Origin of the sequence: Runella sp., assembly GCF_965279615.1 — a bacterium.
Taxonomy (GTDB): domain Bacteria; phylum Bacteroidota; class Bacteroidia; order Cytophagales; family Spirosomataceae; genus Runella.
In genome coordinates, this window is sequence record NZ_OZ257252.1 from 713095 (window position 1) to 729674 (window position 16580).

Sequence of the window (16580 nt, forward strand, 5' to 3'; positions counted from 1 at the left end):
TATGCTCATGAATGCGAGTAGGTTCTCATTGAAGAGTCTGCATTTTTTATGACAATTTAGTCAGCGGCAGTTTACGCCCCATAGTCTGAGGCTTATTTAGCGGTTGTTTTTTCCGCCTTCCGTATCCACGGCGGCCCCACCAAATATAAAAACCCGTGATGGGAAGACTCGCCGCAACCAGACTAACCAAGAAGGCAAGCACTTTTCCGGGCAATCCTCCAATGGCTCCCACGTGAATGTCGTAGTTCATTCGGATTATTTTATCGGCCAACTTGGCCTCCTGAATCCGTCCGTAAATGTGATTGACCGACAATTCTTTCAATGTATATTGGTCAAAATAACGATAGTCTATCTTCCAAAATGTTCCGACCTCTTCATTGATATTCACCGCGAGCGTAGAGGAATCCGATTCAGGGACGTGAACTTCCAACGTTTTGGCATTGGGGTGTTCGCGCTGCATTTGGTACCAAATTCGATCAATCGCAGGAACTTGGGAAGTGGCAAAAGCCGGTTGAACCGCCTTGGAATACGTCTCTTCAAACAACAGTGATTTTTCTCCTCCAAATTTCCAATAAACCGAATTGGCAAACCACTGAAATCCCCAAACCAAGCCCGTGCCGGCCAATATTAAAATGAAAAAAGAAGCGTAAAAACCCAAAATGTTGTGCAGATCGTAGTTTTTACGTTTCCATTGCATTCCCTGTTTCCACCTAAACCACACGCGTTGTTTGGCCGCTGCCTTATTTTTAGGCCACCACAAAACAATGCCTGAGAAGAGCATAAACACAAAGATCAGCGTAAAAGAAGCAACGACAGGTTGACCTATTTCGGCAGGAAGCCACAGGTAAAAATGCCCCTGCAACACGATCCTGAAAAAGTCAGCATCCATGTCTTTTACCTTCAACACTTCTCCGGTGTACGGATCGAGGTAAACGGTATAGTAGTAAGAGGGGTCAAAGTGAAAGAAAATAGCTTGGGCAGCTCTCCCCTCTTCTGAGTACATCACGGCATGGATGTGCTTACCCGGGAGTTGTTTGACGGCAATTGTTTTTAAAACGGAAGGCGGTAAAACGGCCGATGCGCGCGGTTTAACGTACCGAAAGTCTTCGGTAGCATCCAGAATTTCTTCCTGAAAAGCATACAAACAGCCCGTAATACTGACAATAAGCACAACCAGCCCGGACGTTAGTCCGAGCCAGAGGTGAAGTAAGCCGATGATCTTTTTAAATTTCAACGCAGTTAGAATTTATAGTTGATGGAAAGGCGGGCATTTCGCATTGCCTCTGCCTGCCAATAATAGAATTGGCTCCAGGAATAATAGGCTCCGGATACAATAGTAGTATTAAACAGGTTATTCACATTCAGTGCTATACCGAATTTTCCGAATTGATAGGAAGCAGCGGCGTCAAAACGAGTATAGCTTGGCATACTTGGATCAATCGTTTTATCATATTCAGCATACCAGGCCGTACGACCCGCCGCGTGTGAAATACCCAATGAAAGCCCCAGTCCCTTCACATTTCCTTCCGGTACGCGGTAGCTCAACCATGCATTGGCAATGTGCCTGTCTGTACCGGCCAATTGTTTGTTCAACTGCTTATTTTCCGTGTCTTTCGTTACTTTCGCATCTGTGTAGGCGTAGTTCATGGTCACATCCAAGCCGGAAAACAACTGCCCCCGCACGTCAAATTCCAATCCTGATGTTTTGGTTTGTCCTAACTGGACAGAGAAATATTGATGGGCGGGGTCGGGTGTCAATACATTATTTTTGGTGATCTGATACCCCGCTACAGAGGCTGTCCAGCGACCATCCAACCATTCGCGTTTCAGACCGATCTCTTTGTTATTTCCGGTCACCGGATCAAATTTCTTTCCTTCAAAAGTAGCTCCGGCCTGTGGAATGAACGATTGGTCAAGTACCGCATACACGCTCATATTTTTAGTAATGGAATAACTTAAACCTATTCTCGGGGTAAACTTACCGGCATTTACCTTGCCGGAATACGGGTCTTCATCTCCCGTAGAAGTATATCTGCCGGCGAGCGTCAGGCGCAGTTTTTCGTTGAATAATCTGAGTTCATCCTGGGCGTAGAAAGCGGTATAAAGGTTATTGTAATGCACCCCTCTTTCCTGCACGCTCTTGCTACGATCGAAAACGGGATAAGCTGATACCGGAACCTGACCATACACCGGGTTATTGACCAAGAAGGGAGTTGCACCCTTAAAATCTCCCCCCTGGCTCCAATCATGGTAAAAATCTTTATCACCCATGTCAACACCTGCCAACAGGCGGTGCTTAATGTTACCCGTATTGACATCGCCGTTGACAAAGAACTGACCGACACGGATTTGGCCGAGAATGTCCCATACCGACATAGCCCTCGTCAAGGTGTCACCCTTGATGCCGGATGGCCACAAGCTTGAACCAACTTGCGCAAAGTGCAGGTAGGCCAACTGGCCGGTAAATTTCCAATTGTCATTAATACTGTGTGACAAGGTCACAAAGAGCGATTGGTCATGGATTTTGGTAGGGGCCATGTTTGACTCCAGCGTCGAAAATTCGGCGGGAAGTTTGCCGATGCCGGTAGAAGAATACCCATACGCAGAGCCCAACGGCGACATATTAACGTACTGATAGGTATATTCCGTTGTCAGTGATGTTTTGGGATTGATCTGAAATTTAAGCACCGGAGCGATAGACACGCGATTGTTATATTCAAAATTGCGTTGCGTGCCTTTCATTTGTCCCATCAGGTTAAGTCTGTAAAGCACCTTGCCATCTTTACTCAACTTACCGTCAAAATCAAGCGTATTGCGGTAGGTGCCAAAACTCCCGATTGTCATACCGACTTCTGATTTGGTAATGCCCGTAGGTTTTTTAGTCACCACATTATAAAAACCGCTCGGTTCGCCGCCGGCAAGCATAAATCCGGCAGGGCCTTTTACAAACTCAATTCGCTCTACCATACTCATGTCCTCGTTGAGCGGCCCCCATGTTTCGGTGACGTTCATACCGTTTCTGAAAGCGGCAATTCTGGAACCTCGCATTACAATACGTGCATAGTTCTCCCAGTGTTCAGAACGGGTGGCACCGCTCACGTTGCGAATCACTCCTTCCTGCATGTCAAAGATCTGTTGATCCTGGAGTATTTGGCGAGTAATTACCTGAATATTCTGGGGAAGTTCGAGCAGCGGAGTTCTTAAACGTAAAGAAATAGAAGGATAATCAGAAACGTATTTGCCGGGATTAGCCGTTACCAATACTTCCTGAAGTTGTTGGCTGTTAGACGTCAATTCCAAATTTTCTTCCACTACCTGCCCTGCCGTCAGGGTAATTTTTTTTGACAACGTTGCTAAGCCTACAAAACTTGCCTGCAATGTGTAGCTTCCCGGTTTGATATTGGTAATTTCATAACGACCGTTGGTGTCTGCCACAGCTCCTTTATTGGCGCCTTTTAAAATAATATTGACAAATTCTGCCGCTTTGCCGTCGTTGGTAGTAATACTGCCTTTGATGGTTGCGTTTTGGGCCATTGCCCAAAACGTCAAAAATGATAGCGCTATCGCTAACCGAGTTCTCATTGTTTTGGTGGGTAAAAAGAGACGATTCATTAAAAAATATAATTAGTTAAAAATCTAAAGGGCAAAACATTACACATTCATTTTCAATCATTTACCACCCTTTTCGGCAAACAAGTGAAGCTTTTAATTGATATTTTTAAGCATCTTACGTGCCTCCACCGTCATGGATATCTCATTCATCAGGGTAAGCAATTCATCCATTTCAGAATAAGAAAAAAGAAGATAAAAATTTGACAGCGGCGTATAATGAATGAGTTCTTTTCCGTGAGGCGTAGAAAACGTTTCTACCATCTTTTTTTCGACCAATAACTGCCGAAACCACTCAAATTCGGTTTCATCCAAACAAAACATAAAATTTTTGTAAGCAATGTGATACATTTTACAGCTTTCACACACGCCTACGTATCCATAGTCTTTTTCAAGAAGTGTTTTGAACGGATGTTGATGGGTCATAATCGTTATTATTTGATGTATATCTACTGTCTATGATGTGGAATTTGAGTCGTTTTCGACTCGCCTCTATGCGCTCGTCTCTTTAGGAAGCAATGAGCAGTTATACAAAATAGACTTTCCAAGTTTTATTTATCAAGCTGTTAATAATCAACGGAATCACAAACTTGGAAAGTCTCATTTACTTCTGCTTAGTTACTCAATGATTATTTAGATTAATTTTAAATAATGGCCAAAGTAAGAGCCTATTTAGATTCAATCCAAACAATTGCCTCATTTTTTTGAAAATAATAGTAAAAACAAAGCCCTAAAATCGCCCCTGAATGGTATATCTATTTGGAGAAACGTCCGTTTTTACTATACCTTTGCAAAAGTTATTGGTGCCTGATGCCGCCTCTGTGTGTGCCGAATGGCTTAATAGGGAATCCCGTTCAACTCGGGGGCTGTTCCCGCAACTGTACGTTTCAGCAAGTTGTTGCTCACCTTTTAGTCACTGTTCTGTAAAATGAATGGGAAGACCCGCAACAATGAAACAAGCCAGGAGACCTGCCAACAATCATTCTTGACGAGTCCTTACGGGTAATGAGGAGACGTTGAGCGTTCGATTTCATATTCACTCTGTCATTCAACTACCTTGATTCACAAACTTTTACGGTTTGTCAATTACATACCTTTCGTGCTGTTGTTATTCACAGCGTCGTGGTTGTACGCCCAAAAAGAACAAAGTCTTTGCGAAGTGACCGTGCGCGGAGTCAGGCCCGAACGGTTCATGGTTGGTCAAAAAGTGCAGGAAATTGATTCGGTTCAATTGGCGCGCTTTCGCTACAGCACATTGGCTGATTTTCTGCAATTCCAAAGTTCGGCGGCCTTCAAAAGCTACGGTGCAGGACAGGCCACGAGCATTGCGTTTCGGGGCACATCCGCCAACCATACGGCGGTGCTTTGGAACGGTATAAATATCAATTTTCCTTCCTTGGGGCAAACTGACTTTTCGACCGTCCCGTTGGCGGGATTCGACGAAATGAGCGTACAATATGGCTCCGCTGCAAGTTGCGTTGGCACTGACGCCGTAGGCGGAAGTATTCAATTACGCTCCGTTCCCGATTTTAAACAAAAAGGCTTTCAAACACTCACCGCTTTTCGGGTTGAAAGCTCGGAAAATTATACCGGGCAGGTAGGTCTGCGTTTTCACCAAAACGTCGGCAAGAATTGGAAACTTTCAGGCAAAACGTTGCTTTACGGAAGCCGTTTTAATAATAATTTCGGTACTGAGCCACGGCGTACTTCCAACGGGGAAAGCTATTCGTTTGAACCGGCCCGAACCTCTCAAAAGGGAATTGTTCAGGATGTGTATTGGCAACATCAAAAAGGTAATCTGTTTTCGCTGAATCTCTGGCTGACCGACAATAATCTCACCATACAGCCCCAACAAATTCCGCTTCGTGAGGTCACCCGTACACAGGCCTACCGTGTATTAGGCTCGTATCAGATCGGTAAGACCCTGATACGTACGGGTTTCATTCGTGATATTACCGATTATGGCAAGGGTGAAAACCTTACCCCAAGTCACACCGAAATAGACCGTTTTATTCTCCGTACCGAGCACGATTTTTCGTGGATCCAAAGCTGCGACAAAGGTACAAACCTAAAGGTCGGAGCCGAATTGGTGCATTACAACGCCCGTGTAGATGGCTATGGTGAAGAAATCAAACAGGAAAATCGCGCCGATTTTTACGCGTTGCTTCGGCATCAGTTCAGTGGCAAACTCAGTGCTTCGCTCAATTTGCGTCAGGCATTGGTCACGCGCTATAACCCTCCCTTCAGTCCTTCGCTGGGCGTTGAATATACCCTTTTGACGCGTTCATTTACGAAACTCATTCTCAACGGAAATACATCGCTCAGTTATCGCGTACCAACGCTTAACGAGCGCTATTGGGTCAATTTGGGCAATCCTGACCTTCGCCCTGAGCGCGGTTTCAATAAAGAGATCGGTTTGGTTTGGAAACAACGTCTGACCGAAAACAGCCAATTTCAACTCTCTGCCACGGCATTCCATAACCTGATCGACGATTGGACGTACTGGAATCCGGACCGCAATTATCGGGTCGAAAACATTCAGCAAGTACTTACCAAGGGCCTTGAGATCACAGGTATTCTTAAAACAAAGTGGAATAAAATCCTGTTGGAAGCCAACCTGAATTATGGACTCACGAACGCCTCTCAACAAAAAATGTACGGCCCTTATACGCAGGATCTCATTGGCAAACAGCTTATTTACGTTCCGCGCCATGCGTTTGGCGGTACGCTTACGGCAAGTCGCGGCAAGGCATCACTCACGATTCAACAACAATACAATTCAGAACGATACAGCACCTTTGATCATTCGGGGAGGCCTTTTGCGCCTTATTATTTGCTGAATGCCGTGTTGAATTATCAACTCCAAAAGAGGAAATTCCGTACCGATCTGGCGCTTCAGGGCAATAATCTCACCAATACAGTTTATCCCAATCTAAAGAAAAATGCGATGCCGTTGCGCACGGTATCGCTCAATGTTATCATCTATTTTCAATCAAAACAAAAGTCAAATGAATCGTAATTCTCTGCTTATTATCAGCCTTTTATCACTTGGTTTTTCTGCCTGTAACACTTCTGACCCTGAACCGTCACAGCCTTACGACAACGGTGTTCTTATTCTAAATGCAGGAAATTTTTTAGACAATAACGGCTCTATTTCATTAGTACAGCGCACTTCTACCACTGCTTCTTTCGATATTTTTCAAAAAGAGAATAGCCGTACATTGGCGGGTGGTTTGGCCGATTACACGGAAGTCAACTCAAAAGGAATTATCCTTGTCGACAACTCGACGGCGGGAAAAGACATCATCGAGATCGTGGATGCGCGCACCTTCAAAAGCCTGTCTACCATTCCTTCAAGCGACATCGAAAACCCTCGTGTAGCGGTCAAAGCAACTGATACCAAAGCATATGTGACTTGCTGGGATGCTACCGGCGACTATTCTAATTTTTACAAAAGCCCCGGTTACGTAGCCGTTATTGATTTGACCACCAACAAATTGGCTAAAAAAATCACCGTACAAAACGGCGCAGAAAGCATTACGGTAATTGGCACCGAAGCATTTGTCGGAAATACGGGAACAGGCACAACAAAGATCACTGTCATCGATATTGCCACCGATGCGGTCAAACAAACGATTGAGATCGGGAAGAATCCTGCACTTTTAGGAGTGGATGCCAACAGCAAACTTTGGCTTTACGCGGGTGGAGAAATGGTACGGTTGAACACACAAACCAAAACCGTCGAAACACGCTTCAAGATCACCTCGCCCAACGCCTCAAAATCACCGAGTTCGTTCACATTGAGTGCCGATAAAAAGACATTTTATTTTACAAACTCATATTACGATGCCGCCGCAGATTACGTGCAAAGAGGTGAAACCTATAGCTTTTCCGTTGATGCAGCAGCGGTAGCAGCTGACAAGCCTTTCATCAATCGTCTCTTTTCAGGAGGTTTAGGTGTTGACCCACAAACGGGCACTATTTATGCCGGCGTGGTTCCTTCGTTCAAACAAGCGGGATATGTATTGCGCTATCAACCCAACGGAACGCTGATTGATTCGGTCAAGGCCGAGATTGCGCCAAGCAAATTTTTCTTCAAGAAATAATCACTCTATTAACAGCCAATTTTAACCATATAAGTAAGCCATAATAATTTGTTTGCATTATTTTGTTTGACCCCATCCGGGGTCAAACAACCCGCCAATAATTTAAACTAATTTCGAGCAGATACTTAAGGCATATAAACTTATATTTCCTTCTATGTCTTATATGGTTAAAATAAAAATCAATACCGCAATTTGGGCTCCACCCACAAGGCCGTCAGGCAGAGCAGCAAGAGCAACATCCACGCCCAATCAGGCAATTGATTAGCAAATACCTGTGAAGCCGTTGTAGTCTGATTCGTCTCCATAAGCGAATGCGCCCGGAGCGCTTCGGCTATCTGAGCCGCTTTCGACACCGCGCTTCCCCCCTCTTCTACATATATCTCCAATGAATCCTGAAAAGGCTGCCAACCTGATTTTCTAAAGATATAATCAGCAGAGGAAGTGATTGTATTCAGTGAAGAGGGTTTTGCAAAAACAGTATCTTGAGAAACCGATAAGTCATTGATTATCTGTGGAAATTTATTTAGCGCAAACGTCGAACGGGTATCTTGCCACAACGGTGCTTCGGCAGAAATGTTACCTTCTAAGGCGGGATTCAGCGCCCGCAAAATACCCGACCAGATCTTACCGTAAGCAAGACTATCGCCGCTAAGTTTTAACGAGAATGTCTCGTTCAATAGACTTAAACCTACGCTTCCGCCCGTTTTTTGGACGGCTACCGGATAACCGAAAATATTCCTTTGATTACGATTCTCTTCCAACCGATACGGCAAGGCAGTCACGTTGTTTCCTACCGAAACAGTTTCTTCATTGGATATTTTCTTCAAACGCCACTTGGTTCCCAATGCAGCATTTACATTTTTTGCAGCTTGTTCAGGGTTGGTTATGTTGAAAAAAAGAACGCTTTTGCCATCGGCAACGGCTTTTTTAACCAATGGATGTGATGCATTGGTTGGATCAGTGATAATAATATCCGGTGTAATAGGTTTTTGATTTTTTGACTGATTAATGGATACTTTACTTTGGGTATTCTTGGCAACGGTGGTTAACATCTCGACGCGATTCCCATTTTTACCAAGCCATTCTGCCAATGTTTTACTTTCAAAATCAGGATTTTCCAATATAAAAAATACCTTCGAAGGTTGTGGTTTGCGCGAATAAAAAGCTATTTTTTGCAGTGGTTGGTCGCCCAATTCCAACATTGTTTCGGTTCGACCAATAGCGAACGCCGGAAAACGCAAACGAAACGACTGCAAGCCTTTATCCAATAAAGCACTGTCTATCACTTGGTTGGCGTACTTGATTTTGAGTACCTTAGGCTCATTCAACTCAATTTTCCCCGCTACCTCCTGAAGTTCTCCTTTTCGGAGCATGGCTTTCCATTGGATAGATTGCAGTTCGTCGTTTTTAAACGAAGGAATCCAATGTATTTCTTTGCCACTCAATTGGCTCAACGTTTGCGAGCCGATGCTCTGTCCCAGCAGATAAACGATTCCTAACCGATCCGCAAAACTCGGGTCTTTCGAACTGCGACGGTCAAACTCTCTGAGTGAAAAAGATTCAGTTATTTTCAGGCTGTCTTTCGCTTTTTGAAGAACAGCCGAAGGAATATTTTCGCTTACCAATAATACACGATGGGTATTGTGCGAGCTGTTCCATTGCGGTTGAATGGCATACAAAACCAGCACCGTCCACAGCAACAGGGTCAACCCTAAACGTACCTGCATTCGTTTTTTTGAAACTGATTTTGTTCGTAGAGTTACCCAAAGCAGGAACAACAATAAAGCCAACAAAGCGGCATAGACCAGCCAATCAAGCGGCATCAACGAAGAAAAAAGGCTAAGCAAAGTGGATACAGACGTCATTCCAAAAGGTTGTCAATGAAAAGCCTCTAAAATTAAGAAAGAAATGGCCAAAGAGCAAGCAGAAATCAATCCTGCGGGGTTCAACATCTCCAAAAATTCAGCGGCTCCCTTTGTAAGTACCCCTATGAGACAGAGCGTTTAAAACTAGAGGAATTCCATTAATCTTGAACTGATATGAAAAAGACCGCAGCGGCGGCCGCAAAATTTACAAAAGGATTTCAATTTGAATCAATGACCCTAAAGATTCCCGCAGGTTACACCGATTCCATAGCCCACCGCCACGACGCCGAAGTACTATTGATCTATATCATCAAGCAGGGACGCAACCGCTACACAAAAGAAAAATAAAACAAAAACCCCTCTCCTTAAACAAGGAGAGGGGGCTGGGGGGTGAGGTCAAAATTAAAATGCCTTCGGATCTCCTTTGATCATATTATAAGCCGTGCGCAATACGATTTGAAAATCAAGCATTAAGCTCCAGTTCTCAATGTACCAAATATCATAGTCAACTCGCTTGCGCATTAGTCCGATTTCCTGCGTTTCGCCTCTGAAACCGTTTACTTGCGCCCAACCCGTAATCCCGGGCTTCAAGCGGTGACGAATCATATAATTCTCTATTTTGGGAAGTGTTTCCAAGCTATGCTTCACTGCGTGCGGACGAGGTCCTACCACCGACATAGATCCCAGAAGTACATTGATAAATTGCGGTAACTCATCTAAGTTGGTCTTCCGTAGAAAACTACCCACTTTTGTAATGCGTGGGTCATTTTCCGTGGTTTGGTTAAAACCGCCATCTTCCCGCACTGTAGACGCTTTATGCTTCATTGTTCTGAATTTCCAAACGGCAATATCCCGGCCGCGTTGTCCCCAACGGTCCTGTATAAAAAATACCGGGCCACGAGAATCAATCACAATGGCAAGGGCGATCAACGGGAATAACCACGAAGCAACCAACACCAAAAACAACGCGCTGAAAATCAAATCAAATGCGCGTTTCAACATCCACCATGAATCCATTTCCAGCGGCGTACTGCGTACAGTGATCAATGGATAATTGCCAAACAATTCCAATGAGTAACGAGAAGCACTGAATTGGAAAAAGCCCGGTGTAAAACGAACCAAAATTCCTTTTTTATCCGCCCAACTAATAATGCTCTTCACGTAACTTTCTTCAAATTGGCTCGGAGCAATCACCAATTCATCAATGACTTTCCCCATCGCGGTCTCATTCAGGAAGTCAATGGTTTCGTAAAGCGGCGGTGTTTTTCTGCCTGCTTCCTTATATCCCCAAGCTCCCAGTATCTGATACCCAAACTGTGGGTTGCGCAGCACCAGATCACGAAAGCCATCCACTTGGGCCATTTCACCCACAATAACCAAATTACGTTGATTTACTCCCTTAGCATTCCAGAACATTAATAACTTCCGGGTACTGTACATTTTAAGAGAAACCGTCGAAGCCAACACAACCACGTAAGCAATGGTAAAACTGCGTGTGTAATCATAATCTTTTAGGAAGAAGAGTGATACGACCAGCACAAGAAATTGCGTGAGCAAATTGGGCAGCAATGCCAAAATCTCATCAATGAATGTCACCGTGCGAAATTCATTGTACAGATCTGTAATTTTGGAAGAGAAATACCAACCCATTCCCATTCCGGAAATGATCAAAACATCAACTTCCTGCAATTTACGGTCAGTAAAATTTGCCGCTAAAAGGTAAGACATCGTGACCAACATGACGTCGGCCAAAAAACGAGGGTGATTTTTTCGTCGATTGATCTGATACGTGACCGTAGACGGTAGTAACGAGTGTTGTGACATAACGTTGATTTTTCAATGGTAAATACTCTACCAAAGCATTTAACTGTATACTTTTATTTCATAACGTAAAAAAACAAAATCTAGGTAAAATCATAAAATATCTTGGGTACTTATATGATTTATGCTATTTTGTTTTGGTATATCAAATATAGCCGAATTCACGAAAATAAATCATAATATTTTACTTTTTTTTAAAAAATATTATCGAACGGTCAGTATACCATCTATTCAGAAAACGCCTCTACTGCATAAATCAGCATCATCTTAGCTATTACCTATCTATATAAAGTACAAAAATTTCTAAAATAACCCCTACCATTTACATACTGAAAATCCTCTTTTCAATAGCCTGCAGTTTGCAGAAAAATCCGGCAAGGTGCAGTTTTTTCTATAAACTGTAAAAAATATAACTGAAGGGATATAATTCAAGCCATTTTTTACATAAATTATATCCCTTAGTTGAGGCGATTCTTATTTACAATATTCCGTCGTTTCGATTTCAATCACCCAATCGGCCTTTCTAAGTTTGTAGGCGGATTCGCTGAATGAATAATACCCCGGTGCCGGGCCTACCTGGAAGTCATACGTTTTGCCCACTTCCAACAGATCGGTCACGATGCTGAAAGCAGTTTGGCCGGATACGTATTTCATGCTCGGCAGATTTTTCCACTGCAATGTTCCTGTTTCCCTGAAACGCCCAAACAACTCGCGGGTAGGCAATTTATCTTCGTCCAATGCTTTACAGGGGAACTGAAGCGTAATGCGAACTTCACCCGGTTTAATGTTCGGCGGCGTTTTAAACGACGTTACATCAATCACCTGAGCTTGCGTAGCACACGCATCTACAGCGTTAGAAGTAACAGTAACCGAACTTTGACTGTCATATACTTTTAACCGAACCTGCTGGTCGGCATCTAAACCGGTGATCCGGATAACGTTGCCATTATTCAATGTTGACTGGAACTCCTGTAATTTCACCTTAGTGGTTTCGTTGATTATCTCACAGTTATAGGCTCTGTCGCTGGTAGGCAAATTACTTTTTACGGTGAAAGTCAACGGAGAAGGGCATTTTGTGATCGGTTTCTTAAAGGCCGTAACGTCAATTTCCTGAACCGCCGCCGTACAGGCGCCTGCCGGCGCCGAGATCGCCACCGCTGCACTCGCATTGTCTGTAATTCTAAGTCGTACCGTTTCGTCACTGTACAACCCGTTGATCCGGATTATCTCTCCGTTATTGATCGTCGTCGTAAAGGTCTGCATAACACCGTTGGTAGCGACATTGATCACCTCACACTTATAGGTCAATCCACTGTTAGGAAGGATACTTTTTACCCTGAAGCCGAGCGGAGAAGCACATTTTGGAGCGGGAACTTTAAAGTTTTCCAATGCTAACGTCGTAGTAACGCCGCTGCACGCTTCTATGGCACTTGAGGTAACCTGGGCAGAACTGAGAAAATCAAATACCCGTAATTGAACCATGCCTGTGTTTTCGTAAAGCCCACCCAGCCGGATCACGTCTCCGTTGTTGGCTGAGGACTGAAAAATCTGAATACGTGCTTTGGTAGTGGAATTAATGACTTCAAACGTATAGCTGCGGTCGCTGTTGGGCAGGGGACTGCTGATGCGGAAGCTGGGCGAATTGACACATCGCTGCGGCGGCACTTTAAACGAAGCGATATCCAACGTCTGTATATCGGTCACACAGGCATCTACCGCCTCCGATGTCACACTCGCCGAACTTACCACGTCTGATATCTTCAGGCGCACCTTTTGGTCGCTGTCCAGTCCGCTGAGACGAATCACCTCACCGTTATTGGCCGTCGTCTGAAAACTTTGCAGCTGCACCTTGGTCTCGTCATTGAAGACCACGCATTGATACCGGTAGTCACTGTTGGGTAAGGAGCTTTTTATTCTGAAACCCGGCCCGTTGGCACATTTTTGAATCTGTTTTTTGAACGACGACAGATCCATCTCCTGCACTTCACCGCTGCATCCGTTGACCAAGGTCGAAGTCACCACCGCCGTTCCCAACGCATCTGTGATGCGTAGGCGCACAAATTGATCACTTTCCAAGCCGCTGATTTTCAGAACTTCTCCATTATTGACCGTAGATTTAAATACCTGCAAACGTCCTCCCGTTGCCTCATTGACCACTTCACACTGGTATTGCAGGGTTGTGGCGGGCAACGAACTTTTAATTTTGAAACTCGGTCCCGTATCGCATTTTTGCTTGGTAAAACCCGCTACCCAAAGTGATAAGTGTGACAATTCCGCCACATATTCTAAGCCTCCACTCGCCGATTTTTGTACTTTACCCGCTGTTTCGGTCTGCCATTGCTCCGTAGCGGCGTCAAAACTAAACAGCGGAATGGCATCTCCTGCCTGAATGACCCGACGCTCCAACGGATTATACACTTGGGGAGACAGACTGAATCGAACCTGTATGGGTTGCGATACGGTCTTTACCAATTGGTACTGCTCATTATGGATCTGCAAAAGGAAAGCTCCCACTACCTGCGTCAATTGTTGATTTGCCGCTACGCCGCTTCCACCGATCAGGGCAGGTTTGGGAATGGTTTGATTTGTGATAGGATTGATCAGAAACGTAGCATTGGGCTTATTGATATCAACCGCCTGAAACCGTGCAGTAAGCGTTCCGCCTACGTCCATACCCGCAACATCTTTCAGTTGAGCCCCTTTGATCACTGTAGCCTGTGCCGCAGATTGATCTGCCAGAACCGGAGTTGGAGTCTCGACACTCCAGTCTCGGTCAACGGTTCCCTGCTTACTCGCAGTACTTTGAGCTACCCGAATAGCAGAACTCGTTCCGGAAGGTTGCAACACCAAGGTTACCGATCGCTGATCGCCGCTTTTCATTTCGATAGGCAATACCGCATCCACAAAACCCGCAGACTTGGCCACGACCGTAAACCGCAGCGGATTTTGTGCCGTGGGTTGAGGGCCGAGGGAATCTATGGATAAAAACAGCGTTCCGTCCGACGACACCCTGAATTTCTTGGTGTTTACTGTTGTGATCAATCGGTTGGCATCGGGTCCCGTCAATATTACCTGAACATCCGACGGAACATTATCGCCCGAATTAGTATAATACTGCACATCCAATGCCACGGGATATGGCTTCTTAAACCGTAACTCCAAGCCATCCAACGGGTTTTTACAGGCACTTACTACCCCCAACCACACTCCTAAAAATAGTAAAATCCGTTTCATCAGCGTAATGATTTTTTGACTAATGCGTACGTAATCACCAATTGCAGATTGGGTAAGAAGCGATACCCGGTCATGTTGCGTTGTATGAGCGGAATCTGCTCCTCCAGTGTGGTCGTTTCCAGAAAACCATCAAAATCCATCTTTATTTTAGGCGGTCCCAAATAATAGCAACCCATTTCAAATCCCACGCCCCAACGACGTTTAGGAATCGAACGCCCTACCCCAAACCCTGCATATCCCAAAATGGGTGACCATTTTATATTTAAGCCAATCGTTCCAAATTCATCGGGTTTCATTTTTATCCCACCCAGATCAATGGAACTCAGAGCACTCAATTGCAATCGTACATCAGGGCGCCAGGTATACCCCAGTCCTCCCGTCAAAAAAAAGGCACGCCGTGGAAACGGGTGCCATTTAACGGAACTGTGTACAATGCCGATGACAAAATCAGGGCGAAACTCAATAAGAGAATTGTCTCCCAGATCGATCTGTATTTTTTTCTTATAAGCCACATAACTGGCTCCTACCCGTAACACCAAGCGAGGTTTTGTACGAAGTTTCCAGGCCCACTGCACGCCCACACCCGTAATTCCTGCCTGAATCCCTATGGCACTTGGCCACCACCGCACCGCCGAATCGCCCGAAGCGTACGCTTTTCCCAAAGCGAAGAAACAAATAAGCCAAACCGCCTTCTTCATAATTAAACTTTTTTAAATGAATAAAAAAATCCCCCTCTCCTTGTTTTAAGGAGAGGGCCGGGGTGAGGTTAAGATTACTTCGATTCCAAATATTGCCGATTCAGATAATTACGATGGTATTGCCGCAATCGTTGATCCAATTGATAACCCAAGCGGTAACGCTCACCGATCTTGTAGCCTCGAGTATACGTATACTCCCAACGAAACTCATCCGTAGTGCGAAGCCGTACATGCTGCCCTTGTGCTATCTTTCCGGGAGGGATCGGAACGGCAAAGTTAAAACCTGCCGTAGAGCCATTTTGCGTTTTAGTGATGTACAATCCAACTTCAACATTGGTAAATTGTCGAATAAAATCAAACCGAACGCCTTTATCCTGCCACAAAAACTGTCCTCCCGATAACTTTAACGTTACATCATGGGTTGGAAAACGGTAGGCTACGTCAGCCAACAGCAACAATTGTTTTAGATCTTCAAAGTAAATTCCCCCACGTGGATAATAATAAAAACCGGTGTACCCTGCCTCCAACCCATACGACCACGGTTTACTCAAATCTGTATGGCGGTATTGGACGTTGATGCCGTATTGGTCATTCATAAAAAAGCCCGCCGAAGCACTTACAAAATGATTGCCTGAAGCATAAAATTGATTCAGAAAAAGGGGAGCAGGGCGGATGATCTTAGGCCTGCCGTCCAAATCGTTGACAATAGGAAACAATATCCCCCAATTCAGTACCATCCCCGGCCATAAGTACACTTGGCTCTGCAATAAAAGACTTGTATTGCTTTCAACCGGTTTCGTAAAATTGCCAAAAATTGCCGTAAAGACCGGCTGCAACCAAAAGTCAAATTTATAATTATTTCGTTGTAATGGAAAGCGAAGCTTAGCATAGTATCGTTTTTGTTCTTCGGGAAGCAATGAACTCATTTCTAAGGATTTCCCTAAATGAATTTTACTGACGGGTATTCCCTGAATCAAGGGGATATAGGTCAACACATCTGCTGAATCCCGCACTGACTTTTTAATTTCGTACAGCCCGATGAACGGGTTTCGGTACAAACGTTGTTCATAGTACACCCGTTGCCCGTCTATCTGCACATTTTCAAAATTTTTTCGCAGTTTTTCCTGTGCCCATACATCCTGTATACTCACCAAAGTGAGTAACAAAAAAGCATAAAAAGTGCCTGAGATTCTATATAATGAAACCCTTATTTTCAAATTTTGTATGATTGAATGTATAGTTAAAAC

11 protein-coding genes and 1 riboswitch are annotated in these 16580 nt (G+C 44.5%); of the genes, 3 read left to right on the top strand and 8 right to left on the bottom strand.

The genetic code is table 11. The features are described 5' to 3' along the window. Nucleotides 1-46: 46 nt before the first annotated feature. The 3 genes from ACQY73_RS03210 to ACQY73_RS03220 all read right to left on the bottom strand — a co-directional run bounded on the left by ACQY73_RS03210 (nucleotide 47) and on the right by ACQY73_RS03220 (nucleotide 4035). The gene (locus ACQY73_RS03210) at nucleotides 47-1234 is read right to left on the bottom strand and encodes a PepSY-associated TM helix domain-containing protein (protein ID WP_428661357.1); all 1188 of its coding nucleotides are present in this window, start codon (nucleotides 1232-1234) and stop codon (nucleotides 47-49) included. A 5-nt stretch (nucleotides 1235-1239) separates the two neighbouring features. Further along, a complete protein-coding gene (locus ACQY73_RS03215; protein ID WP_428661359.1) occupies nucleotides 1240-3582 on the bottom strand; it encodes a TonB-dependent siderophore receptor in 2343 nt (780 codons plus the stop codon). 123 nt (nucleotides 3583-3705) lie between these two features. Then, a complete protein-coding gene (locus ACQY73_RS03220; RefSeq protein WP_428661362.1) occupies nucleotides 3706-4035 on the bottom strand; it encodes a DUF6686 family protein in 330 nt (109 codons plus the stop codon). A gap of 358 nt (nucleotides 4036-4393) precedes the next feature. After that, a riboswitch (cobalamin riboswitch) is annotated at nucleotides 4394-4600 on the top strand. Nucleotides 4601-4708: 108 nt separating this feature from the next. Between ACQY73_RS03220 and ACQY73_RS03225 the strand changes: the two genes are divergently transcribed. Together ACQY73_RS03225 and ACQY73_RS03230 are read left to right on the top strand one after the other, a co-directional pair. Further along, the gene (locus ACQY73_RS03225) at nucleotides 4709-6628 is read left to right on the top strand and encodes a TonB-dependent receptor plug domain-containing protein (RefSeq protein WP_428661365.1); all 1920 of its coding nucleotides are present in this window, start codon (nucleotides 4709-4711) and stop codon (nucleotides 6626-6628) included. Next, entirely contained in the window at nucleotides 6618-7715 is a 1098-nt protein-coding gene (locus tag ACQY73_RS03230) for a YncE family protein (protein ID WP_428661368.1), read from the top strand. The genes ACQY73_RS03225 and ACQY73_RS03230 overlap by 11 nt, the downstream gene beginning before the upstream one ends. Nucleotides 7716-7894: 179 nt before the next feature. On the opposite strand, the gene ACQY73_RS03235 is transcribed toward ACQY73_RS03230, so the two are convergent. Beyond that, nucleotides 7895-9580 (bottom strand): hypothetical protein, encoded by a 1686-nt coding sequence (locus ACQY73_RS03235; protein ID WP_428661371.1) that lies wholly within the window; start codon nucleotides 9578-9580, stop codon nucleotides 7895-7897. Between the two features lie 174 nt (nucleotides 9581-9754). On the opposite strand from ACQY73_RS03235, the gene ACQY73_RS03240 reads away from it, so the two are divergent. Further along, nucleotides 9755-9928, top strand: coding sequence for a hypothetical protein (locus tag ACQY73_RS03240; RefSeq protein ID WP_428661373.1), 174 nt, complete (start codon nucleotides 9755-9757; stop codon nucleotides 9926-9928). Between the two features lie 54 nt (nucleotides 9929-9982). Here ACQY73_RS03240 and ACQY73_RS03245 read toward each other — a convergent pair whose 3' ends face one another. The 4 genes from ACQY73_RS03245 to ACQY73_RS03260 form a co-directional block, all read right to left on the bottom strand. Next, nucleotides 9983-11404: an exopolysaccharide biosynthesis polyprenyl glycosylphosphotransferase gene (locus ACQY73_RS03245; protein WP_428661377.1), complete on the bottom strand. Its 1422-nt coding sequence runs from the start codon at nucleotides 11402-11404 to the stop codon at nucleotides 9983-9985. 471 nt (nucleotides 11405-11875) lie between these two features. Continuing rightward, a complete protein-coding gene (locus ACQY73_RS03250) occupies nucleotides 11876-14635 on the bottom strand; it encodes a hypothetical protein (protein ID WP_428661380.1) in 2760 nt (919 codons plus the stop codon). Continuing rightward, entirely contained in the window at nucleotides 14635-15333 is a 699-nt protein-coding gene (locus tag ACQY73_RS03255; protein ID WP_428661383.1) for a hypothetical protein, read from the bottom strand. The genes ACQY73_RS03250 and ACQY73_RS03255 overlap by 1 nt, the downstream gene beginning before the upstream one ends. Before the next feature lie 74 nt (nucleotides 15334-15407). Continuing rightward, a complete protein-coding gene (locus ACQY73_RS03260) occupies nucleotides 15408-16550 on the bottom strand; it encodes a YjbH domain-containing protein (protein ID WP_428661386.1) in 1143 nt (380 codons plus the stop codon). Nucleotides 16551-16580: the final 30 nt, after the last annotated feature.

Coding starts and splice junctions, on each gene's coding strand:
- ACQY73_RS03230 (WP_428661368.1), top strand. CDS start 6,618: ATGAATCGTAATTCTCTGCTTATTATCAGCCTTTTATCACTTGGTTTT.
- ACQY73_RS03235 (WP_428661371.1), bottom strand. CDS start 9,580: ATGACGTCTGTATCCACTTTGCTTAGCCTTTTTTCTTCGTTGATGCCG.
- ACQY73_RS03240 (WP_428661373.1), top strand. CDS start 9,755: ATGAAAAAGACCGCAGCGGCGGCCGCAAAATTTACAAAAGGATTTCAA.
- ACQY73_RS03255 (WP_428661383.1), bottom strand. CDS start 15,333: ATGAAGAAGGCGGTTTGGCTTATTTGTTTCTTCGCTTTGGGAAAAGCG.
- ACQY73_RS03245 (WP_428661377.1), bottom strand. CDS start 11,404: ATGTCACAACACTCGTTACTACCGTCTACGGTCACGTATCAGATCAAT.
- ACQY73_RS03250 (WP_428661380.1), bottom strand. CDS start 14,635: ATGAAACGGATTTTACTATTTTTAGGAGTGTGGTTGGGGGTAGTAAGT.
- ACQY73_RS03220 (WP_428661362.1), bottom strand. CDS start 4,035: ATGACCCATCAACATCCGTTCAAAACACTTCTTGAAAAAGACTATGGA.
- ACQY73_RS03215 (WP_428661359.1), bottom strand. CDS start 3,582: ATGAGAACTCGGTTAGCGATAGCGCTATCATTTTTGACGTTTTGGGCA.